Source organism: Treponema denticola (assembly GCF_024181645.1).
Classification (GTDB): domain Bacteria; phylum Spirochaetota; class Spirochaetia; order Treponematales; family Treponemataceae; genus Treponema_B; species Treponema_B denticola_A.
Map to the genome: position 1 here is coordinate 1,958,108 of NZ_CP058624.1, position 21,760 is coordinate 1,979,867.

21 protein-coding genes are annotated in these 21,760 nt (G+C 36.1%); 9 read left to right on the forward strand and 12 right to left on the reverse strand.

Annotated elements, in window-relative coordinates; translation table 11 throughout:
* Positions 1 to 127 precede the first annotated feature (127 nt).
* Together HO345_RS09125 and msrB are read left to right on the forward strand one after the other, a co-directional pair.
* Positions 128 to 1,312, forward strand: a complete 1,185-nt coding sequence (locus HO345_RS09125; protein ID WP_253682621.1) for a S41 family peptidase — start codon at positions 128 to 130, stop codon at positions 1,310 to 1,312.
* A 68-nt stretch (positions 1,313 to 1,380) separates the two neighbouring features.
* A complete protein-coding gene (gene msrB / locus HO345_RS09130; RefSeq protein ID WP_253682622.1) occupies positions 1,381 to 2,445 on the forward strand; it encodes a peptide-methionine (R)-S-oxide reductase MsrB in 1,065 nt (354 codons plus the stop codon).
* A 15-nt stretch (positions 2,446 to 2,460) separates the two neighbouring features.
* Here the strand turns inward: msrB and HO345_RS09135 are convergent, their stop codons facing one another.
* Genes HO345_RS09135 through HO345_RS09145 form a run of 3 tightly spaced genes read right to left on the reverse strand, consistent with a single transcriptional unit; the run spans position 2,461 to position 6,456 of the window.
* Positions 2,461 to 2,976 carry a nitroreductase family protein gene (locus tag HO345_RS09135; protein WP_002672272.1) on the reverse strand — a complete coding sequence of 172 codons (516 nt, stop codon included), beginning with the start codon at positions 2,974 to 2,976 and terminating at the stop codon, positions 2,461 to 2,463.
* 39 nt (positions 2,977 to 3,015) lie between these two features.
* Entirely contained in the window at positions 3,016 to 5,328 is a 2,313-nt protein-coding gene (locus HO345_RS09140) for an MFS transporter (protein ID WP_366796670.1), read from the reverse strand.
* A 15-nt stretch (positions 5,329 to 5,343) separates the two neighbouring features.
* Positions 5,344 to 6,456, reverse strand: a complete 1,113-nt coding sequence (locus HO345_RS09145) for a DNA adenine methylase (RefSeq protein WP_253682624.1) — start codon at positions 6,454 to 6,456, stop codon at positions 5,344 to 5,346.
* Positions 6,457 to 6,655: 199 nt separating this feature from the next.
* Here HO345_RS09145 and HO345_RS09150 point away from each other — a divergent pair, with 199 nt between their 5' ends.
* Positions 6,656 to 7,585: an SPFH domain-containing protein gene (locus HO345_RS09150; protein ID WP_010692425.1), complete on the forward strand. Its 930-nt coding sequence runs from the start codon at positions 6,656 to 6,658 to the stop codon at positions 7,583 to 7,585.
* Positions 7,578 to 8,495, forward strand: coding sequence for an SPFH domain-containing protein (locus HO345_RS09155; RefSeq protein ID WP_253682625.1), 918 nt, complete (start codon positions 7,578 to 7,580; stop codon positions 8,493 to 8,495). Before HO345_RS09150 ends, HO345_RS09155 begins: the two co-directional genes overlap by 8 nt.
* A gap of 36 nt (positions 8,496 to 8,531) precedes the next feature.
* Here HO345_RS09155 and HO345_RS09160 read toward each other — a convergent pair whose 3' ends face one another.
* A complete protein-coding gene (locus HO345_RS09160) occupies positions 8,532 to 8,897 on the reverse strand; it encodes a TIGR02328 family protein (RefSeq protein ID WP_253682626.1) in 366 nt (121 codons plus the stop codon).
* A gap of 185 nt (positions 8,898 to 9,082) precedes the next feature.
* Here HO345_RS09160 and HO345_RS09165 point away from each other — a divergent pair, with 185 nt between their 5' ends.
* The 5 genes from HO345_RS09165 (at position 9,083) to HO345_RS13065 (ending at position 12,368) form a co-directional block, all read left to right on the forward strand.
* Positions 9,083 to 9,307, forward strand: a complete 225-nt coding sequence (locus HO345_RS09165) for an AbrB/MazE/SpoVT family DNA-binding domain-containing protein (RefSeq protein WP_002669948.1) — start codon at positions 9,083 to 9,085, stop codon at positions 9,305 to 9,307.
* On the forward strand, positions 9,304 to 10,029 hold the full coding sequence (locus HO345_RS09170; protein ID WP_253682627.1) for an ABC transporter ATP-binding protein: 726 nt from the start codon (positions 9,304 to 9,306) through the stop codon (positions 10,027 to 10,029). Before HO345_RS09165 ends, HO345_RS09170 begins: the two co-directional genes overlap by 4 nt.
* On the forward strand, positions 10,026 to 10,775 hold the full coding sequence (locus tag HO345_RS09175) for an ABC transporter permease (protein ID WP_253682628.1): 750 nt from the start codon (positions 10,026 to 10,028) through the stop codon (positions 10,773 to 10,775). Before HO345_RS09170 ends, HO345_RS09175 begins: the two co-directional genes overlap by 4 nt.
* A 93-nt stretch (positions 10,776 to 10,868) precedes the next feature.
* Positions 10,869 to 11,936 carry a hypothetical protein gene (locus HO345_RS09180; protein WP_253682629.1) on the forward strand — a complete coding sequence of 356 codons (1,068 nt, stop codon included), beginning with the start codon at positions 10,869 to 10,871 and terminating at the stop codon, positions 11,934 to 11,936.
* 150 nt (positions 11,937 to 12,086) lie between these two features.
* Positions 12,087 to 12,368 carry a CC/Se motif family (seleno)protein gene (locus tag HO345_RS13065; RefSeq protein ID WP_289779882.1) on the forward strand — a complete coding sequence of 94 codons (282 nt, stop codon included), beginning with the start codon at positions 12,087 to 12,089 and terminating at the stop codon, positions 12,366 to 12,368.
* Positions 12,369 to 12,407: 39 nt separating this feature from the next.
* Here the strand turns inward: HO345_RS13065 and HO345_RS09190 are convergent, their stop codons facing one another.
* The 8 genes from HO345_RS09190 to HO345_RS09225 form a co-directional block, all read right to left on the reverse strand.
* The gene (locus HO345_RS09190; protein WP_253682630.1) at positions 12,408 to 13,574 is read right to left on the reverse strand and encodes an ABC transporter permease; all 1,167 of its coding nucleotides are present in this window, start codon (positions 13,572 to 13,574) and stop codon (positions 12,408 to 12,410) included.
* Complete coding sequence (locus HO345_RS09195) at positions 13,561 to 14,616, reverse strand: ABC transporter permease (protein WP_253682631.1); 1,056 nt, start codon at positions 14,614 to 14,616, stop codon at positions 13,561 to 13,563. Before HO345_RS09195 ends, HO345_RS09190 begins: the two co-directional genes overlap by 14 nt.
* A complete protein-coding gene (locus HO345_RS09200) occupies positions 14,616 to 15,548 on the reverse strand; it encodes an ABC transporter ATP-binding protein (RefSeq protein WP_253682632.1) in 933 nt (310 codons plus the stop codon). The genes HO345_RS09195 and HO345_RS09200 overlap by 1 nt, the downstream gene beginning before the upstream one ends.
* Positions 15,549 to 15,954: 406 nt before the next feature.
* Positions 15,955 to 16,764, reverse strand: coding sequence for a bifunctional hydroxymethylpyrimidine kinase/phosphomethylpyrimidine kinase (thiD, locus tag HO345_RS09205; RefSeq protein ID WP_253682633.1), 810 nt, complete (start codon positions 16,762 to 16,764; stop codon positions 15,955 to 15,957).
* Between the two features lie 276 nt (positions 16,765 to 17,040).
* Positions 17,041 to 17,805, reverse strand: coding sequence for an Rpn family recombination-promoting nuclease/putative transposase (locus HO345_RS09210; protein ID WP_253682634.1), 765 nt, complete (start codon positions 17,803 to 17,805; stop codon positions 17,041 to 17,043).
* Between the two features lie 125 nt (positions 17,806 to 17,930).
* Positions 17,931 to 19,034, reverse strand: a complete 1,104-nt coding sequence (mnmA, locus tag HO345_RS09215) for a tRNA 2-thiouridine(34) synthase MnmA (RefSeq protein ID WP_253682635.1) — start codon at positions 19,032 to 19,034, stop codon at positions 17,931 to 17,933.
* A gap of 5 nt (positions 19,035 to 19,039) precedes the next feature.
* A complete protein-coding gene (mtnK, locus tag HO345_RS09220; RefSeq protein ID WP_253682636.1) occupies positions 19,040 to 20,242 on the reverse strand; it encodes an S-methyl-5-thioribose kinase in 1,203 nt (400 codons plus the stop codon).
* A 12-nt stretch (positions 20,243 to 20,254) separates the two neighbouring features.
* Positions 20,255 to 21,760 carry a BamA/TamA family outer membrane protein gene (locus tag HO345_RS09225; RefSeq protein ID WP_253682637.1) on the reverse strand — a complete coding sequence of 502 codons (1,506 nt, stop codon included), beginning with the start codon at positions 21,758 to 21,760 and terminating at the stop codon, positions 20,255 to 20,257.

Genomic DNA, 21,760 nt, shown 5'->3' on the forward strand with positions numbered 1-21,760 from the left:
CTATAATTTTCCCGACGGTTGACAATAACTCTAATATGTAATAGGCTATAGTCAACACTGAGGTATTTTTATGACGAGAAAAAGAATTGTTTTTTGTGTATTATGTTTGTATTGTCTTTTTACTTTTTTGACCTGCAAAAAAGAAGAAAAGCCTAAAACCATTCATGACCTTCAGAAATTAAATTTAAGCCAAAAAGAAAAAGATGAAGATTACGAATTCTTTTGGGGTTTTATAAAAGAAGGCTTTCCATTTACTGAAGTCTTGGAACGCAATGGGGTTGATTTAGAAAAAATAAAAGAAGAGTGGTATCCAAAATTAAAAGACATAGAAACTAAATCCCAATACTTAACATTTTACGGTGAACTCTGTGCCGAAATAACTCAAAATAAACCCGTAGGGCATTTGCATCCCATTGACTATCGATACTATAACAAAGTGTACAAAACTTACTATCCCTGTGTGAACAAAGACGGTACGGAAAATGAACTCATTAAAAATTTTTATATGGCAAGACCAACTGGAGCATGGGTTCCTTACATTTGGCAAGATGTCCAAGTTATTGATGGGATAATAACAAACATAATCGAGGAAGGTAAAATAGCCTGTCTTAGAATTGATTCATTTCTAATTACGGACCTGGATAAAGAAAAAAAGTATTATGATGAGATTGCAGCTTTTTTAGAAAAAACAAAAGATTATAAGCATTTAATTATTGACATTACGCGAAACGGCGGCGGATATACAAAATTTTGGGAATATATTGTCGGTATTCATTTGCGAAAAGATATAAAATTTCATAAATATGGCTTATATACTGAAAATAAATATACAAAAGAATTTATAGATATTATATTTGAAGCTTATAAAATAAAAAAAATAGAAAAAGGCACTATTCCTAATATCGAAAATGCAAACAGCAAACATAAAAATGCTGCTAAACTAACAATAACAATTTATAAATTGGATGTAACCTATAAACCACGGGAGGACAGAAAAATCTGGCTGCTAATTAGTAATAAATCTCATTCTGGTGCAGATCAATTTGCAGGCTTTTGCCGTCAAACCGGTTTTGCAACGGTGGTAGGAGAAAACACCGCAGGCGCAGGAATGTCTGTAATTGGTCCACTACCGATACCGCTTCCAAAAAGCGGTGCTTTAATTTTATTTGATTCCACTTATGCGCTTAATACGGAAGGAATGTCAAATACAGAATTTGGTACGGCACCTGACATTCATGTCAAAGATGGACAGGTTCCTATGCAGGCGTGCATGGAAGCAATTAGAGAGTATGATGCAAAAGAAAAAAAATAAATAAATTTTATCAAATCCCTTGTTTTTTATAAAAAAAAGAAGTACATTTTTTTCGAGAGGAATTAGATATGAAAAATAAAAGCATTTTAGTATACTTGAGTTTTTTACTGATGGCAGTTTTATTTCTATCATGTACAAAGGCTCAGGCAGAACAAAAATTACCCATTGGAGGAAACGGAATGATTAAAGAAATATATCTTGCAGGCGGCTGCTTTTGGGGCGTTGAAGGATATTTTAGACAGATTCCCGGCGTAAAAGAAACGGATACGGGCTATGCAAACGGAAAAGGTGATTCTGCAAACTACAAGGGATTGCATCATAGCGATCACGCCGAAACCGTAAAAGTAGTTTATGACGCTTCCAAAGTAAGTTTACAAGAATTGTTGGCCCATTATTTTAGAATAATCGATCCTACATCTTTAAACAAACAGGGAAACGATGCAGGCCGCCAATACAGAACAGGTATTTATTATGTAGATGATTCTATGATTAAAGAAATACAGAGTTTTGTAAAGTTTATGCAAAAAAAATATTCGCGGCCCATTGTTGTTGAGGTTGAAAAACTTAAGCATTTTATTCTTGCAGAAGACTATCATCAAGACTATCTTCAAAAAAATCCGGGAGGATATTGCCACATAGACCTAACCCTTGCTTTAAAACCTCTTTATGATGAAAGTAAATTTAAAGTACCGTCAAAAGAAGAATTAAAAAAATCCTTAAAACCGATACAGTTTTCGGTTACACAAGAAAAGGCAACGGAACGGCCCTTTACAAGCGAATATGATAAATTCGATGCTGAAGGAATTTATGTTGATATCACCACAGGAAAGCCTCTTTTTTCTTCATTAAATAAATATGATGCAGGCTGCGGATGGCCATCATTTACAAAGGCTATTACAACACAGGCCCTTCAATATTTGGAGGACAAAAGCCACGGTATGACAAGAACTGAAGTCATATCAAAAACAGGCGGAGCCCATCTAGGTCACGTCTTTGATGACGGCCCTGCAGATGCAGGCGGTCTACGCTATTGCATTAACGGTGCAGCCTTACGTTTTATCCCCTACGATAAAATGGAAGAAGAAGGTTACGGCGATTACCTTCCCTATGTAAAACCTGCGGGGAATTTTTAACATCGCCTATAAAACTTAATTTATAAACTCCACAGGCTCGGTACGGGTTTTAGGTTCGGGATGTTCTGCAGGATAACCGATAGCCGATATTCCGCAGACCACATGATTTTTAGGAATATTAAAAGAATCTAAAACCCGTCTTATCTCAGGCGAATTGCATTTTTCCCTCAACTGATTTATCCAAACGGATCCCAATCCCAGAGCATGAGCCGCAAGATAGATGTTCTCGATTGCAACCGAAGAATCACAATAACCGAAGCGGTCATCTTCTTCAAAGCTGATGAGTATCAAAGCATCGCAATCATAGATTCTATAATTCGGAATATCGAGTACGGAAGAAACAGCCCTTGCAAGTTCCTGTATCTTTTCCCGATTATGCACAACGGTAAATTTCCTCATCTGTCTGTTTTTTCCTGTCGGAGAAGCCTTGGCACATTCTACAATTGTTTTAAGCTTTTCGTCTTCGACCCTCTCCGCCGTAAACTTACGGACACTCACACGCGTGAGCATGTTCTTAATAACCTCATTCATATCCTACCTCCATAAGAATTTATCTCATAAAAATATCTTTTAAATTGCAGCCAACTTAGGTTCCATAAAAATAGACACAGCCCAATAGCATAAGAAAAATCTAAAGGACTTGTTTGTAACCATATCGACATCCATTATAACACTTAAAAGCAAAGCTGAGTTTACTCCTAAAAATTTTTCTGCTAAATCCAAAAACCATTTTATAAATTCGGTATCATTTGAAGCCTCACTTATAAAGGTTAAAATTATCTTTTTAAATTCAAGATCCGATTTTTTTCTTTTTGCAAATGCTTCATCAAGCATGTCCGTAAAAATCGCTCCTGTGTCCCTCGCCTCGTTTTTAAATCTATCATAAGCAAAATAAAAACCTCCTTCAACCTTCATCATTGAAGCCAAACTTAAATAAGCCTCATCTTCTACCAAGGAAGGAAGCCCCTCCCTGCGGAGTAAGTCTATTATAAACGGAATGGAATTTACCGATCTATAAGTTTCCATGGCCTTAATTCCCGAAAGCAATATTTTAGGATTTTTTGTTTCGGATAAAATTTGTGAAATTTTAAATTGCGAAGCCTCATCTTTAAGATGAGCAAGGGCAATCATCGCCTCCCCCGACAAAAGATAATCTTTACTTTCAAGAACTTTCCGCAAAGGTTCAACAGCTTGATACACATTAAAATGAGCAAGAGTTTTTGCAGCAAGAGCGGCCGTAGTAAATTCCCCTTTATTCAATTCTTCTAAAAGAGTTTCCCTATTTTTTGCAGAAAGTTTTTCTAAAGAATTCAAAGCCTCCATTGCAGAACACCTGATAGAAAAACGCGGGGACATCATATACTGATTTAACTTATCGGCCGATTCTTGAGAAGCCGTCGCTGTAAGCTCATGCAAAATTTTTTCTTCAGTCTGAAGGCTTTCACTTGAATCAAGTTTATATAAAAGGTTTAAGGCCTTCATATCACGCGGAGAAAAGATAACAGCAAGAGCATCTTTAACAAGCCTGCCTCCAAGATTCAAAAGCCTAATCTGAAAAATCATTCCGAAGAGAATACAGATTATAACGCCCGAAAAAAACAAACGATACATACTTAAGTTGGAAAGCCCTGAATTTTGCAGCATATCCAAAATACGGCCTCCCAAGATTGAACCCAAAGCTCCCGTAATACCCATCACAAAAAAATTGAGCATACTTAAATCCATCAAGGATTTTGACGGCACTATCCCGAAGAAATAAGCTTGCGATGCATCCATTTGCGCGGAAAAGCCCATATTTGTTATCATCGAAAATAAAATCAAAAAGATAAAGGCAATCAAGTACATTTCTCTGGCAGGTGCTATAATTGCAGGGATCAAGGCTGCCGCACTAAGGGCCGTAAAAATAACATACATCGGCTTTGCTCCCATCCTGTCTATCAAGAGGCGCATTAAAAGTCCAACCAAAAGGGAGCCCATAGTTGAAGCAAGAGAAAAGATTATCACCAAATTATCGGGGATAGAATAAACAGCCTTACCGTAAACAATTATAAAGGGGCGGGCTAAACTTATTCCGAATTGAATTATAAAAAACGAAAAAATATAGAGCTTAAAATTTTTGTCGCCAAAGGCTTCTTTTGAAGCCGAAAAAAAAGAACCCTTTTGAAGATTTTGATTTCCACTCTTTAGCTTCTTTATTTTCTTTCGGCTTTTTCCTTCTGCCCTAGCCTCTTTCACTGCTTCCATTCTTCTTTCAAAATCGGGATCCGGAAGTTTAAGCAAAAGAGCAGATGCTGCAAAACCGGTAATAATTCCTATGACTGCAGTTATGTTGTATGTAGAAACTATACCGATTCCAAGCCTTGGAGAAAACCATAAAAAGACGGTTAAAAATATTATGGCTGCGAGCGCGGCCGTATTGTTTGTCAATGATATTTTAACTATATAAGAATTCCGATCCTTGCCGGGGGCCAAAAGACTTATGACAGGATTGTTTGCAACTATGCCGGCTCCTCTAAAAAAATTAAAAAGAGCTACCGCAAGTAAAAGCATAAAGATAGCAGCTTCATTTTCGCCCCTAAAATAAAAGAATGGAATAAACAAGATAGGTAAAAGAGAAGCGTTGCGCAAAAACCAAGTGTAGGCAAATGTCTTTACAATAGTAAAACGCCGTGCCATAAGCTTTCCTAAAGGGATGGTAAAATAGCACATGTACATAAAGGCTGTAAGCAAGCCTATGACGGTGCTGTTGGCTTTTAAGGCAAGAGCATAAAGAGTAATTGTATTTCCGGTAACAAGTGCAAACGAAAATGAATTAATTCCATTGTATGCATTAAAAACGCTGCGGCCCTGTTTGATTCTAAAATTCGATAATTGTTCTTCCATTAACATTATTTTAATCTATTTTTTTAAAACAAACAAGTATTCAGAAACATGGATATTTCTATTTTTAAGATTTCGGCTCCCACGAAAAGTATTATATTTTATTTCGACGGTTTTTAATTCTCCGTATTTTTGTAACATATTTGTCATCTCTTCAAAAGAAATAAAACCTTCCGAGTTATAGGAGATGACAGCATACTTTGCATCAAGAGAAGAGATAATTTCTTCCATTGATTTTAGAGCAAGATAGGGTTTATTAAAAGCTGAACGCTTCCATCCTTGGGTAATTCCGCTGATGGGGCTTATAGGAACATCAAGCTTATTTTTAAGAATCAAATTAAGCATAAAATAATTTGAGCCGTAGGGGTGTTGATTATAAGGAGGGTCGATATAAACCATATCAACATTCTTTATTTCTTTTGAAAGAAGAACTGCATCTTTTGTAAAAAATTCAAGCTCTGAATTAAAATTACTAAAGACAGGCTCTTTTAATTCTACCTCGCCTAATATTCTTGTTAAGGCATTTTTTCCGCCGGCACCGAAACAGCCTATTCCCGTGTTCTTATCCTTATAAAAACCTTTAAATACACCGCTCGTATTTACGTGAATTGAAGCTTCGGTAATTAATGGAGCTAGAAAAAACTTTTTTAAATTTTCCGCTCTAACAATTTTATCGATAAGATTTCTGTATGTGTCGATTAAAAGAGCATTCTTATGTGTATAAAAAACCCTTTCACCTTTTTGGATTTTATTATCATCCTTAGGAGCATAGTTTTCGGTAATTATGCCGGGGATTTTTTTATTTAAAGAAGAAGATATAATTTCATCTCTTAATTCATTACAAAGTTTTTTAGGATATTCTTCTTTGTTTGTAAGATAACAGGAGTTTATTATATAAGAATAATTTTCCAAATCATTAACGATTATTTTTGAAGCATACTTTTTTAACATGCGTGCAACTATGCCTGAACCCGAAAAAAGATCCGCACAGATAAGTTTTTCTTTATTTAAGTTTTTTTGAACTGATTTTACCTCATCTTCTATTTTATCTATCAAAGATCTTTTATTTCCGAGGTATGTAATTATCTGTGTGGTAAGAAAGTCCTTATTTTCTTCTTGCTCTTCTTTCATAGATTTAATGCTTCCTTAAACTAAAGAAGACTTATACTACTATAAAGATAAGAAATTTACAAGAAGATAAAAAACTCAATATAAGTAAATTCATCATGTTAAAACTATAGACAAATCTTACAAAACAAGTTACAATCAATTATAGGTTATTAAAATATCAATTTTAATAATCCAAGAATCAAATTAGGAGGTTGCTCTGATGATAGCTTTATACATTGCTCTGGTCATAACGGTTATTATTTTGTTTTCGATAGCCGTTGTAGTTCCGGAACAGGAAAGTTATGTTATTGAAAGGCTTGGAAAATATTCGCGGACTCTTACTGCGGGTTTCCATATCTTAACCCCATTTATCGACAGGATTGCTTATAAGCAAAACCTAAAGGAAGAAGCCTTGGACGTAGATCCTCAAGTTTGTATCACAGCCGATAACGTTCAGGTACAGGTTGACGGAATTCTTTATCTAAAAATCTTTGATCCGGTTAAGGCAAGTTATGGAATCGATAATTACCGCTATGCCGTTGCCCAGCTTGCAAAAACAACTATGCGAAGCGAAATAGGAAAGATGGAGCTTGATAAAACTTTTTGCGGAAGAGAAGGCTTAAACGACAATATAGTAAAGGCTCTCGATGAAGCTTCCGACAACTGGGGCATAAAGGTTACCCGCTACGAAATACGGGATATTACACCTACCCGCACAATCCTTGAAGCCATGGAAAGACAGATGAGAGCCGAACGCGAAAAGCGGGCTAATATTCTTTCGAGTGAAGGAAAACAGCAGTCCCGAATAAATATTTCTTTGGGTAAAAAGAAAGAAGCCATAAACAAGGCTATGGGCGAAAAGCAGCGAAGAATCAATCTTGCCGAAGGCCGCTCAAAGGCTATCGAGATAACGAGTAATGCGACAGCCGAAGGTTTGCGTCTAATTGCAGATGCGCTTTCTCAGCCGGGAGGAAGAACGGCTATGGGCATCCGTCTTGCTGAAAACTATATTCAAAGGTTCGAGCATATTATTAAAAAATCAAATGTTTCGGTTTACCCCGAAAACATTGCAGGCCTTGCAGCCTTTACCGATATTATTAAAAATGCAGGAAAAGAAGTGAAGGTAATACAGGGAGGTCAAAATGCTTAATTTTATAATCCCGATTGTCATTGCGGCAGTCATAGCAATAGTTTTTATTGTTGCTCTTTTTAGAAGCATCCGAATCGTTCCCCATAAGGTTGCTCTGATTGTAGAACGCTTAGGTAAGTATCACACAACCTTGGATGCAGGTTTTCATATTCTATTTCCGTTTTTGGATAGAGTAAAGTACAAGCAGAATCTCAAAGAGCAAGCCATAGATGTTCCCGCCCAAGACTGTTTTACCAAGGACAACGTTCAGGTGCGCATTGACGGAATCCTCTATCTTCAAGTCTTTGATCCGATTAAGGCAAGCTACGGTATACGCGATTACCGCTATGCAACTATTTTGCTTGCACAGACGACCATGCGCTCTGTAGTAGGACAGCTGGATTTGGATGACACCTTTGAAGCACGGGAACAGATAAACGCTCAGGTTGTAAAAGCCGTAGATGAAGCTTCAGATCCTTGGGGCGTAAAAGTTACCCGCTATGAAATTCAAAACATAAGAGTTTCCGATTCTATCATGGATGCCATGGAAAACCAGATGAAGGCCGAAAGAGAAAAGCGTGCAGAAATAGCCCGTTCGGTCGGAGAGATGGAAACGGTTATCAACCTTTCAAGAGCTGCTTATGAAGAGGCCGTAAACATAAGCGAAGGTGAAAAAGAAAGAATGATAAATGAGGCTGAAGGTCAGGCCCGCGAAATTGTTGCCGTTGCCGAAGCCACTGCCGACGGTATTAAAAAAATTGCCGCTTCTACCCAAATTCAGGGCGGTATGGAAGCCGCAAAGCTCACCGTTTCTCAAGAATGGATAAATGCTTTAAGCTCTATAGATGAAAAAACAAAGATAATTATGTCCGCAGATTTTACGGACATAAAGAAAATGACCATCGACATGGCCGAAGAAATAATCAAATAATTTTTATGCACTGCAAAACTTTTGCAGTGCATTTTTTTATTCCGGCTTAATTCCCTTGCCTTTTAAATTCTCGACACACTCAAGGTAATAGTTATCATCGTGTTCGGCATAGATGGGTTTCCCTACTTTAACAGCCTTCAAATTATCATAGCCCGGACAGGTCTTGCCGCGGTAGTTCTTGTCCATCCATTCAAGGCTCACTCTATAACCTCGCTGCTGCATCTCTTCCATAACAAGCCGATGATACCGATATAGCATATAGGGCGAGCAGCGAAAAACATAGTCGACTGTCGCATGCCGCCTGCCCCAGCCGTTTCCTCGCAAGGCACAGCACTCTCTATGTTGCCCCAAAAGCTGTTGCCGCGGCAGTTTGCCGATCATGTCTTCATGCCATAGTCTCATCTTTCCCCATCCTTAGAAGTAATATCAAGTTTGATATTTATCATCAAAAGAGAATACATCATTAGGAGTTCATAGTCAAGTTCTTCATTAAATTTATGCCGATAGTTTCTTGACATGAAAAGTAAATTATGTTATATTTATACCATAAATCATACAAATCATACTTTATGATTGGAGGCATGAAAATGGGTTATCCAAAAGGAAAATATGCTTGGACGGTTAAGGTTGGAGAGAAAGGGCAGTTCGTTATACCTAAAGAAGCACGTGATGTTTTCAATATTAATCCCGGTGATACCTTGATTGTTTTGGGAGATATAAATCAAGGCATTGCCATTCCGCCTAAAAATATGTTCGCAAGTATTATCGACAATATTTTCGGAGGTAATGTACCAAAGGAGGACGAAGAATGAGTGCCATTGTAACTGCACAGCTTACAAAAAAATATGGCGGTATAACTGCTGTAGATAATCTTAATTTAACTGTTGAGCAGGGAGAATTATTTGCCTTACTCGGTGTAAACGGAGCCGGAAAAACAACAACAATTAAAATGCTTTCTTGTCTAATAAAGCCCACGAGCGGTGATGCCTTGTTACTTGGTAACAGTATTATTTCAGCTCCCCATGCAATAAAGAAAAGTATCAATATTTCTCCTCAGGAAACGGCGGTAGCCGCTAATCTGTCGGTTTTAGAGAACTTGGAACTTATTGCGGGAATCTACGGACAAGACAGTAAAACAGCAAAGAAAAATGCTTACGAGATAGCTCAAAAATTCAAATTGGAAAATGAATTGAACAAAAAAGCAAAACACTTATCGGGAGGTATGCAGAGACGCCTTTCTATTGCAATGGCACTGATTTCAGATCCGCAGATTTTATTTCTCGATGAACCGACCCTGGGGCTTGATGTATTGGCTCGCCGTGAGTTATGGGCATCCATTAAAGAATTAAAAGGAAAAGTGACAATTATACTCACAACTCATTATATGGATGAAGTTGAAACGCTGTCCGACCGTGTCGGAATAATGTCAAAAGGCAAGTTAAAAGCAATGGGTACGGTACAGGAATTAACTACGCAAACAGATACTGTCAAGCTGGAGGACGCTTTTGTTACACTTTCTGGAGGTGTGTTATGAGGATACTTTTATTTGCAAGAAGAAATACAAAAGAAGTTTTGCGAGACCCCATAAATTTCTTTTTCGGTTTGGGATTTCCTATCATATTGTTGATTCTTCTATCCATTATTAATAATGCCATTCCGCCTGAAGCCGAAAACCCTATGTTTGAAATAAGGAATCTTGCTCCCGGCTTAGCTATGTTTGGGAGTGTATTTATGGCATTGTTTTCCGGTATGCTGCTATCAAAAGACCGTACTTCATCTTTTTTAATGCGCCTGTTTACTTCTCCTATGACTTCCGTAGATTTTATTTTGGGCTACACTTTGCCTATGCTAGCTATGACAATAGTGCAGGCGGCGATAACCTTATTGGCGGCGAGAGCTTTTGGCCTTGAAATAACTATCCACTTACTTTTTGCGGTGATTGTAACAGCTTTAACCTCTCTAATGTTCGTGGGGACAGGACTGCTCTTCGGCAGTCTTATGAATGATAAAGCGGTCGGAGGAGTTTGCGGAGCCTTGTTAACAAATGTCGCCGGGTGGTTATCCGGAGTATTTATTCCGATTGATTTAATAGGCGGCGCTTTTAAAAAAATAACAAATATTCTGCCATTTTATCATAGTGTGGAAGCAATAAGGTCAACCTTAAGCGGTAATTTCGGTCATGTCCTTTCTCATTTGGCTGTTGTAATGAGCTATACAATAGTCATCTTCGTTCTTGCTATTATTGTCTTTCAACGTAAAATGAACGGTGAGAAAGTATAAAATAGTTTATTGACATGAAAAGTAAATTATCTTATATTTATATTATAAGTCATACAAATCGTACTTTAAAGATGGATTATCCAAAAGGAAAATATGTTTAACCTAAGAAAAGCTTGTTTTATTATTTTTACATTAATTTTTATATCTTCTTGTTCAAAACAAAATCCCGAATTTACAGGAAAATATTTAACCTACACAAATACGGAAGAAGGTTATGAAATTGATTACCCTTCAGAAATTTTAAAACCTATAGATAGTTCTCCTTTAGAAAAAGTATTTACGAGCAATGACGGAGAAGTGAGTTTATCGGTTTCAGTTTCGGATTTAAAAGATTCCGGTCCCGAGTTTATTTTTAAAACCGCTGACATTTACGAAAAAAAAGAAGCGGAAAAATTTACTGTAAGCGATAAAAATATGGGCCGTGACGGTTTTATTTTAAAAGGCTATTCAAAGGACAAGATGTTTTTTTGTCAGGCACTTGCTACAAATGAAAAGTTCTATACAATCAGATTTGAATATAACAAAAAAGAATATGATACATATAGGGATATTTTAACTCATATAGTAGATTCTTTTGAACTGACTTCGGCATCTGTTTCTCAAGAAGGAAGTGAAGGTGAAAAATCTTATGATGAAGGAAAGCTCATTTCCTTTGCTTTTTCTTTTTTATCGAATGTGTATTGGGAAAACAACTTTAATCTTCTTTTAAAAAATTCAAGCCCAAAGTTAGCCGATTTTGTACATCCTGATTACGGCATAAGGCGTTTTTATAATCCCGGTGCGGCTTCCCTTCTTTTTTCGGCAGAGGATAGTTTCGGCTTTGATGAAAGCACCGATTTTTCTACCAAACCCTCGGCCAATAAATTCGGAGGCTCCATCCCCTTTTATAATCGAATGCCCGACGGAGGATTCTGTGAAGAATCTAAAGATAAAGACGGAGTATATTGTGCCATTGTCAAAGAAATCCCCGAGGCCGTCGATCCTGCAAGTTTTGAAAGCGATGAAATAAAGAACTTAAAAATAGACTTACCAAAAAACTATAAGGCAATCTTAAAAATAGTTGTCTTAGACGGAGGCTTTATCAAAAAGACCTTTTACTTTTTCGATATTGCCGATAATTGGTTTTTGCTCTTTGTAGATGACTGTGATTGTTCGGCTTAAGAGTAGAAAGAGTAAAAAAAAGGCTGTAAATTTTTCTTAAACTTCTTGACTTTCATTCAAAAAGTTTTTATCTTAGGTTTGTAAGAGCCTTAAAACAATTCATAAAGATATTGGTAAAGGCAGATTACAATTATTTTTTGGAGGCCAAAAATGAATATCATAGTCGAAGATTCTGCTAGAGACAAAATTAGAGCGAAAAACGCGGATACGGTTCACTGTATGCTTAATATGTGTGCTTCGTGAGGAGGGACAACTTTAGATCCGGCCGTGTATGTCGGAATGCCGCGAAATATCGATCACTTCAATAAATTCGAAAATAACGGAATTACCGTTTACGTTAAAAAGGGAACCCCCTCCGTTAATGGAACCTTAACGATTACAGTCGGAACCTTTTTATGGTTTGAAAAGCTGACGGTTGAAGGGATGATTTAAACAAGAAAGCCGATAAGATAAAAATCTTACCGGCTTTTTTTATTGCTGAGCAAATTCTATCTTGCTTTGCGACCTGCCTAATTTTGAAAAGTAAGTTCCCACAGTAAAGTAAAGAAATAGGAATAAAAAGAGCATTCCGATATTTTTCCAATCAATCGATAAATTAACTTGAGTAAATTCGTTTGCCCTTATGTAATAATAGGTCGGGAAAAGGCGGGAGAGATTTACAATAAAATCCGGAAGTAATTCTTGTTCCACAAAAATACCCGAAATAAAGGCTAATGAAAGAGGAAGAACAGTGCCGACTATACCCATAACAGAGCCTTTTTTTAAAAAAGAATTAAGCATAAAAGTTAAGCTTAAAATAACGGCCGTGTACATTAAGGCATTAAACGTATAGAATAAAAGAGGGATGTTTTCTAATCTCGTTATATTTGTAATAATAGCAAAGCCTATCAATATTGAAAGGATAAAAACTACTATCGTTAATTGGGCCAAAAAGTTTTCACAAACAAAGCGGAAGGTCGATACCGGAGAAACATTATTCCGCATTTTTAAGCGTTCGTTATTTAACTCGAACATCGCCCAGCCTACAGAATTAAGAACAACGGAAAAAACTACCCAGCCTAAAAAGTTAAAAAATATTTTAAACCAAATATTTACCGAAGTATTCTTCTGAAAACTAATCTTATTAACCTTTGTATTTACTTGAAGAGCTTTTTCTATTCTTTGAAAATCGAAATATCCTTGAGCCCTTTTTACACTTGAAGCAAAGGTTAAATATGTATTAAGCTGTAAATCCATATAAAAGCCCGACTTTTTTCTGTCATCTTTAAAAGTTATAAGGGCCTTTTTACCGCTCATTACATTTTCTTCCATATTTTTATTTATAATAATCCCAGCATGTATTCTTTGCAGAGAAATATCTTTTTTTAACTCGCGTAAAATTTCTTCATCGGTCTTGCCTTTTTCGTCTACGATAATAACATCATGTTTTGACTTCAAATAAGAAATTAAATGCTTCGATAATTCGGAGCCGTCCCTATCGATTATATTTACGGTTAAAGGTGTTTCTGCAAATTCGCCTACCTGAGAATTTCCAGACTTTAATGTCATAAAACTGATAAACAAAAAAATAACAACATAAATAATAGTGCTTATTATCTTTGTCCAAATTAATCTTAAAAAATTTTTATAAACTATCATATTGCACCTTCCTTGAGTTAATAAATGAAAGAGTTAAAAGAATTACGATACCTATTGTGTAGACAATAAAAAATACCGGTACTGCATTATATTCTCCCAAAATATTTATGTTGTAAAGATTGGTAGTAAAAATAGCTATAGGATTTATTGTTCCTAAAATCGGTATTGTTTTTTCAATAGACATTTTTACCTCAGGTCCCATCATACCGGATAGAAAGGCTAAAAAAAGACTTGTAAAAGTACATATCAGAGTTTTTGACCGGACATCTCCAATAGGCGTTGAGCCTATAAATAAGCCGAGAGCCGCTCCAAAAAAATTCGCATAGATCAAGAGCAAAAGAGTAATTTTAAAATCCGCAATAAAGGGTATCTTTAAAACAAAGAGCACAAAGGAAATATATATAAGATTGGCTGTAAGATTAAAGATAATATAAAATATAATTCCTGCAAGATAAGAATAAAAGCGTTTAATGGGAGTTGTACAAATTCTTGCTCCGATTTTTGAAATATTACCCTGTATTTTTACAGCTATATCTATTGAGCCGAACATTGTATAAATCGAAACCATTGCCAAAAGAGAATAGAACAATATAATGCTCAAACTCATTTTTTCGTTTTTACTTTCGACATAGTTTTTACCGTATTCAAAAGAACTCATTGGAATATTAAGGGCTTCAATTTGCTTTATTTGATCCAGCACGGTTTTTGTTATTGTCTGAGATAATCCGTCTTCGCTGAGCCTCAAAGATTGATCGGCTTCAACAAAGGCCTTTATTTTTTTTGTACGGAGCATCTCATTTGCCGATGCCTCATCTATTATTTTTGTATTGAACATCCCTGTAAATTTAAGCGGATAATAAACAGGATTGTCTTTTTCAATTCCGATTTCTATTTTGCCGGTATCGGAATTACCTACGGCCGAAAATATCGTAAAGAAAAGTCCAGCCATAAGAATGGGATATAAAAGAGTCCAAAACATTCCGTCTAAAGAATAAAACATGCCGATACTATAATATTTTATTTCGCGTAAAAAGAATTTCATCAGTCTCTTAACTCCTTTCCCGTAAGCTCCAAGAAAATGTCGTTTAAGCTGGGTAACTCCGAATATAATTTGGTATAAGCCAAACTATTATTATTGATAAATAAAATAAGTTCGTTTAAGTTGTTAATCGAATTTTCAAAACTGATTAAAAACTCGTTTCCGTTTTTGATAACTTCCAAAACATGAGGAATTTTTTTTAATTCTTCTTGCAGGTTATCCTTAGTTTCGACAAATTCAACAACCATTTTTTCGCTTGTGCGGATCAGTTTGTGTAATTCTTCTAAGGTGCCGTTTGCTATATCTCTTCCCTCATCCATGATAATGATTCTATCGCAAAGCTCTTCAACTTCTTCAAGATAATGGGTAGTATACACGATGGTGCTTCCTCTTTTTGCCAGTTCCTTTATTCCTGAAAGAATAAAGTTTCGGCTTTGGGCATCGACGGCAACTGTGGGCTCATCCAAAAAAATCAGCTCAGGTTTATGAGCTATGCCGCATGCAATATTGAGTCGACGGAGAAGACCTCCCGAAAGTTTTTTTGCACGGAATGAAGCATAATTGTTTAAACCTACAAAATCGATTGCTTCATCTACCAGCTTTTTTCTTTCTTGAGTATTGTTTACATAGAGGCCGCAAAAATAGTCTATGTTTTGTCTTACGGTAAAATCATAGAAAACCGAAACCTCTTGAGGAACAAAGCCTATCCTTTTTTTTATATGCAGGGCGTTAGGCTTCATTTCTTCGCCGAAAATGATGATTTCGCCCTTACCGTGTTTTAAAAGGGAAAGCATACAGTTTATGGCTGTAGTTTTTCCGCATCCGTTCGGCCCCAAAAGACCCAGAATCTCGCCTTCTTTAACTTCCATATTAAAGTGATCAAGTGCCGTTTTTTCATTGTACCGTTTTACAAGATTTTTTACCGTTAAAATCATAACTTCCTCCATAAAAATTTTTTGCAGCAAATATCAATTTGCGAAAAAAGTTTTTCAAGTAGTTTTGCTTTGCAAAACTACATACAATAAGCGATGTTTTGTGCTTTGCACAAAACTCGGTAGATAAACAGTGAGGCTGAATTTCTGCCGAACTGTTTATCAAACCTCCATAAGCGAATCTTTTATAGATAATTATACATTTTTTTTGGAATTTTAAAACTGAAAATTGTCATATTTTTGTGAGTTTAAATATGACATTTGTCATAAGGAAAAGTTTAAACTTTTTATAATTTTTAAAGAAGGGGAAAAATTAAAATGGGTAATCAACACCCCCGACGCAAGCGTCGGGGTATTAAAGCCTCCGCACGAATAAGCGGCTTACTCATTACCCATCAGGAATTACAAATTAATTAAAGCTCTTCCGCCATGCTGCAGGGTTGCCGGGGCCGACCCATTTATTAAGTTGGAATCCGTTTTGAAGGCTTAAAGTGATAAACTTTTTTGCTCTTCTTACGGCTTCATAAGGTTCAAGGCCTATGCCTAAGCCTGCGGCGATGGCTGCGGCTGTTGTGCAGCCTGCTCCATGTGTCCATCTTGTATCGATAAGCCCGCCTTCCACTTTTAAAAATTGTTCGCCGTCATAAAAAATATCTATAGCCGATTGTTCCCCATTCAACTTGGCTCCGCCCTTTATAAAGACATAAGGAACACCCATTCCGTTAATAATCTTGCAGGCTTCTTTTATTTCTTCGATTGTAGAAGGTGTCGGCATTTTTGCAATCTGCCCAGCTTCAAAAAGGTTCGGCGTAATAAGCTTTGCCAAAGGCAAAAGTTTTTTTATAATGAGATTATTGAGCTCGGGGTTTAAAGCAAGGTCTCCGCCCTTACAAACCATTACAGGATCCAGTACATAATTTTCTACATTATATTTTTTTAAGTATTCGGCAGAAAGTTCAACTGCGTAGTTTGTTGCAAGCATTCCCGTTTTTGCAGCGTTAACGCCGATGCCCTTAAAAATTGTTTCAAGCTGAGCTCTTATGGTTTGCTCATCAAGAGGGAAAACTTCATGTCCCCACTCTTTATCGGGATTCATCGTTGCAATTACCGTAACGGCAGCCATTCCGTATACACCGTACTCCTGAAATGTTTTTAAGTCGGCTTCCAAGCCGGCTCCTCCGGATGCATCCGATCCGGCAATTGTCGCAAGTTTTATCATAGTAAACTCCTATAAAAACTTTTTGCAGCAAATATCAATTTGCAAAAAAAGTTTTTTCAAGCGGTTTGTTTACAAACCGCATACAATAATACGATGTTTTGTGCAATGCACAAAACTCGATAGATAAACAGTGAGGCTGAATTTCTGCCGAACTGTTTATCATATCTCCTAGTGAGGGGGATTATAACATTTTTTTTGAAGTTTGTCTTGAGGCTGGGCACGTGAAACTTATCTAATATCCGGTACACAAGCTAAATTACACATTATCCCATTGAATTACAACTTTTCTATTTCAGATTCAGAAAGTCCTGTAACCTGCATAATTTTTTGCAACGAGTCCCCCAGCTGTTTTAAGATTTTTGCTGTTTCTCGCTTGGTTTTATAAGACCCTCTATCCATAGCATCCATTTCAAAAGTAGACATTAACCTGTATTCTTGCCTTGCTTGTTCATTATTTTTTACTGCTTGTATCATAGTTTCTATCTCCCTTGTAAATTCATTTGTTGCTTTTCCTGTTTTAAGGTATTCTAAAAATCCTTTTAATTCTTTGTCCTCAGTATTATTAAAGGCCTCTGCATTTATTATAACCTTTCGTGTACCGTCTTGTAAAGGGGTGTTTTTGTCTTCTATACAAAGATTTTCAAAGGTATAAACAGGCCTATTTTTGCCTATGGCATCAAAGGTACAGATAAAAATTATAAAACTGTCGTTTAAGCTATTATAGGAATTGCCTTTGTCTAAAAAAGAAATATCTATGGCAGCTTGGTAAAACCGCATCCGTTTGGGGATATTGCGTTCGTTACTCACCTGCATTTCTACATCGTATAATTTACCGTTTTCTGCCTGTACCAAAACATCAAATCGTACGGATTTTGCCTGTTCGTAAGTGTTAATATTATGCTGTATCGAGATATATGCAATTTTGCCTATTGTATCGGACAATATCATCTCAATAAGTTTTTTGCATAGTTTCGGATTTTGCATAGTTTTACAGAACATAAAATCGTCCGTAAATGTTAAATCTTCAAACTTTTTTACCATTTTTTCTCCTATTATTTTTTAATATTTCCCCTCCTCATTATATTTATAGGAATTATTTGAAAAAAATAGTAAATTAAAAAAAGTTTTTTTTAATTAGAGTAATATCGATATATTTTTTATTTGTATCAAAACGGTATTTCCACCCTCTCAACCGATTCTATTATACCGCCGCCGATGATATAATCATCGGAATAAAAAACTGCGGCTTGTCCTTCGGCTACGGCTTTTTCAGGCTCTATAAATTCTACCTTAAATTTTCCCGTAGGTTTAAACTCCTCATTTTTAAGCGGAATCAATTTTGCCTTTTTCTTTTGTTGGCGGTATCGTGTTTTTACCTCAATATCGATTTCTTTATCTATTGTTTTTTTTGAGATTATATTTACATTTGAGGCGATGAGACTTTCGGCAAAGAGTTCTTCGTCCTTGCCTACAGTAACCGTGTTCGCCTTTGCATCTTTTTTTACAACATAGACGGGATAACCCATCGCGATTGCAAGGCCCCGCCTTTGACCTATGGTATAATATTGAAGCCCTTTATGGCGGCCTATTTCATTTCCCATTGTATCAACAAATTTTCCCTCTTTAAAAGAATCCGCAGCAAGGGCATTTATTACCCTCGTGTAATCGTCATCGGGAACAAAACAGATGTCTTGGCTGTCGGGGCGATGAGCATTTATAAGACCGGCATCTTCGGCTATGCTTCTCACTTTTTCTTTGGTAAAATCACCTAAAGGAAAAATAGAACGGGAAAGCTGTTTTTGAGTAAGAAGGGCTAAAAAATAGCTTTGGTCTTTTTGAACATCATCAGCCTGTCTTAATAAAAATCTTTCCTCGCCTTCAATTTCGGTTTTTTCTATTTTTGCATAATGGCCTGTTGCAATTTTATCGAAGCCGTCCTTTAAGGCTTGTTCCAAAAAAAGACCGAATTTTATTTTGCTGTTACATATAAAGCAGGGATTCGGCGTTCTTCCTTGTTTGTACTCTTCTACAAAGTAGTCGATGATTTCAGCCTTAAAAGTTTCCCTCATATCGTATACGATGTGCTTTATACCGAGCTTGGCTGCAACTTTTTTTGCATCTTCAATATCATCGGTCTGCTCTTTATAAATACCTGAAAGTTTCGGTAAAAGCTGCATCGTAAGGCCTGTAACATCATAGCCTTGATCTATCAATAGTTTTGCCGCAACAGCGGAATCGACGCCTCCGCTCAAACCCACAAGCACCTTCATCAAGCTTAAAATCCTCTTAAAATTTCTTCGGGGTTTAAAATCATGGCACATCCCAGTTCGGCTAAATCCCTTTCAAGGGCAATACGGTTTTCGATTTTTTTTATGTTTGTAATTTCGGCTGTTTTTGCAGAACCTATTATCCTTCTGTTTAACTCGGTACCGCAAAAAGAAACGGCATCAATTTTTATTTTTTCGATGTAGTTGTCAATAAAAATTTCGTTTTGATAAATCGGATCTTTTATATTCTTAACAAGAAAATCTTTTGCAAACACATGGAAGAATTTAAATAGATTGTTTTTTGCGTCTTCAAGCCAAGATAAAAAGTCCGTCCTTTGCTTTTCTTCATCAACAAAAAGAGGCGAATATTTTGCATAGCCTTGAGCAAAAACAAAATGAGCAAGGACATTTCCAAGGTCATAGGCTATTGGGCCGTAAAAGGCAAATTCGGGATCGATTATTTTTATCTTCGTTTCTTCATTTTCATTTTTTACAAAAATAGAACCCGAATGAAAATCCCCGTGAATAAGCCCTTGAGGATAGTTATTGAATTTTTCTTTTAAGACTGCAACCCTTGCAATGAGGTTTGAATCTTCATAAAACTTTTTTTTAAGCCAGTCTGCATTTTCGGGGAGCAAGATATTTCTTTGCCTTACATCCTTATAAGGATGAGTAAAAACCAAGTCTTCAGTAATCTTACAAAGATCAGGATTATAAAATTTGGATGCTGCTTTAAATTTTTTTTGATAAGCTAAAACCAAATCTGTGGAAGGCAGGCTTGTGTCCACGATAAACCTAGCAATAAGTTTTTCAATTCCGTAAAATATTTTTCCGGCCATTAATTCCATTCTTAAATTAGAATAAGAACCGATATCTTCCATTATGATTGCAGCCATAACCGGATCGGCATAAATTATTTTCGGAGAAAAATCGGGAGCACATTTATTATACAGTTTTAAAACTTCAGCTTCACGGATGCTCCTATCCGGATTTAAATATCCGTCGGGACGCACCCTCGTTTGAACATCAGCTTGTTTTAAAATAAGGGATTTTTTTGTGCTCTTGTCAAAAATGCGGTAAACATAATTTATATTACCGTCCCCTATTTCTTCGCAAACTAAATTTTCATTTGAATCAAAAAAATTACTGTGCTCAAAAACGAAATCGATTATATCATCGCCTTCCATCTTGTAATGGGAACTAAACCGCATCCTGCCTCCGTTTTAATAATGTAAACCTATACCGATAAAAATTTCGGAAACAGGCTTGCCGTCACGCTTTGCATAACCGTCTTTATTTTTTATTTCTCTTAAATCATGTCCGTAACTTATGCGTGCATAAATACTTCTCATTTTGATTGGATACATTATTATTTCAAAGCCGCCTGAATACCAGCCGTGTTTTAGGTTGTAATAAGTATTTGATTCAGTATCATGAACCAAGGCCACATCCAAAAACGGTGTTATGTGAAGCTCAAAGCCGAAAAAACGGGTCCATTCAACTCCGGTAATTTCTTCCCATTTAAAAACGCCTATTTTTATAGGTACATCAAAATTAAAACTAAAGGCCGTATCTGTTTCAATTCTATTATTTAAAATACCCCGCAAAATTTTTCCGCTTTTTTCCGAAGTTTTATTAAACAAGTTATAATAAAAATCGCACCTGCCGTATAAACCTACTCGGTCTAAAAAAGAATAAAAGCCCTTCGTTTCCAATCCAAAAGAAACATCTACATTACCTTTTTTATAAGTGTTATATCCATAGCTATTATCAAAACTTACCGTAAAGCCCTGTCTAAAATTATTTATCCAGTTTACTTTTCCCATTCCAAAACTATGAGCCCAATTAATGTTTAAACCTTTTTTATTTTCCTTGGTAATTTTTGTGAACTTCCAATTACCGTTTATGCCAAAAGAAGGAGTCCATGTAATTGTGCCCAATGTTTGATTTTTATATATATCAAATGTCAGCGATGTATAAAATCCGTTTTTAAGATAATAATCTTTTTCCGACGGAGAAGCAGAGACCTTTATATCTTGAGTTATTCCCGCCGCTAAAGTGAGCCAATCAACACCCAATTTATATGAAGCACTTAAGCCTGTGCCGAAATCAAAGCCGAATTTTTTATCTTGATCTATGCTAATTCCCGCATTAGTACTCCAAAGAAGTTTAACCGGATTAATATAGAAAGGTAATGCAAATCCGGCACCAAACTCGAAAGAAGATTTGCCGGCATTATTTCTGTTATATATTAAATCCATTGTAAGCGGTTCAAGAGTTCCTAAAAAATTAAAATCTTTTAATTTAAGCTTAAACTGAAGACCGCTGTTTGAATCAAAACTGGGATAAGGAAGTGCTATGATATTCCATGTATCTTTAATATGTATTTTAAGCTTTACAGGAATAATATTATTTTGAGGCTCCAAAAAATCGAAAGTAATTTCATAGCTCTCAATTGTTCTCATGTTATGGAATTCAGTATTAAGCTCTGCAATATATGCGTCGAATTCTTCACGTGAAGAAAATATTCTATTTTTATCTATAGGTACTTTAGCCGATAAAGGGCCGGCCTTAGTAAGGCCTTTTATGCTGTATTCAACACTTTCAATCTTATAAGCGGGAGCATCCATCTGCTTTTCAGCTTCAGATTTTTCATCAGTGTTTTGTGCGTAAAGACCAAGTACAAAAAAACAGCATAATAAGACCGTTAAAAAAAATCGTTTGTGCAT

Bases quoted from the DNA above. Each gene is read 5' to 3' on its own strand.
- HO345_RS09200 (WP_253682632.1), bottom strand. From the start codon at position 15,548: ATGATTTTAACGGTAAAAAATCTTGTAAAACGGTACAATGAAAAAACG.
- HO345_RS09160 (WP_253682626.1), bottom strand. From the start codon at position 8,897: ATGAGACTATGGCATGAAGACATGATCGGCAAACTGCCGCGGCAACAG.
- mnmA (WP_253682635.1), bottom strand. From the start codon at position 19,034: ATGAAGGTGCTTGTGGGTTTGAGCGGAGGCGTCGATTCCGCTGTTGCG.
- HO345_RS09170 (WP_253682627.1), top strand. From the start codon at position 9,304: ATGAGTGCCATTGTAACTGCACAGCTTACAAAAAAATATGGCGGTATA.
- HO345_RS09180 (WP_253682629.1), top strand. From the start codon at position 10,869: ATGTTTAACCTAAGAAAAGCTTGTTTTATTATTTTTACATTAATTTTT.
- HO345_RS09190 (WP_253682630.1), bottom strand. From the start codon at position 13,574: ATGATAGTTTATAAAAATTTTTTAAGATTAATTTGGACAAAGATAATA.
- HO345_RS09225 (WP_253682637.1), bottom strand. From the start codon at position 21,760: ATGCACAAACGATTTTTTTTAACGGTCTTATTATGCTGTTTTTTTGTA.
- HO345_RS09175 (WP_253682628.1), top strand. From the start codon at position 10,026: ATGAGGATACTTTTATTTGCAAGAAGAAATACAAAAGAAGTTTTGCGA.
- HO345_RS09155 (WP_253682625.1), top strand. From the start codon at position 7,578: ATGCTTAATTTTATAATCCCGATTGTCATTGCGGCAGTCATAGCAATA.
- HO345_RS09145 (WP_253682624.1), bottom strand. From the start codon at position 6,456: ATGAAAGAAGAGCAAGAAGAAAATAAGGACTTTCTTACCACACAGATA.
- HO345_RS09140 (WP_366796670.1), bottom strand. From the start codon at position 5,328: ATGGAAGAACAATTATCGAATTTTAGAATCAAACAGGGCCGCAGCGTT.
- thiD (WP_253682633.1), bottom strand. From the start codon at position 16,764: ATGATAAAACTTGCGACAATTGCCGGATCGGATGCATCCGGAGGAGCC.
- HO345_RS09195 (WP_253682631.1), bottom strand. From the start codon at position 14,616: ATGAAATTCTTTTTACGCGAAATAAAATATTATAGTATCGGCATGTTT.
- mtnK (WP_253682636.1), bottom strand. From the start codon at position 20,242: ATGCGGTTTAGTTCCCATTACAAGATGGAAGGCGATGATATAATCGAT.
- HO345_RS09135 (WP_002672272.1), bottom strand. From the start codon at position 2,976: ATGAATGAGGTTATTAAGAACATGCTCACGCGTGTGAGTGTCCGTAAG.
- msrB (WP_253682622.1), top strand. From the start codon at position 1,381: ATGAAAAATAAAAGCATTTTAGTATACTTGAGTTTTTTACTGATGGCA.
- HO345_RS09150 (WP_010692425.1), top strand. From the start codon at position 6,656: ATGATAGCTTTATACATTGCTCTGGTCATAACGGTTATTATTTTGTTT.
- HO345_RS09165 (WP_002669948.1), top strand. From the start codon at position 9,083: ATGGGTTATCCAAAAGGAAAATATGCTTGGACGGTTAAGGTTGGAGAG.
- HO345_RS09210 (WP_253682634.1), bottom strand. From the start codon at position 17,805: ATGGTAAAAAAGTTTGAAGATTTAACATTTACGGACGATTTTATGTTC.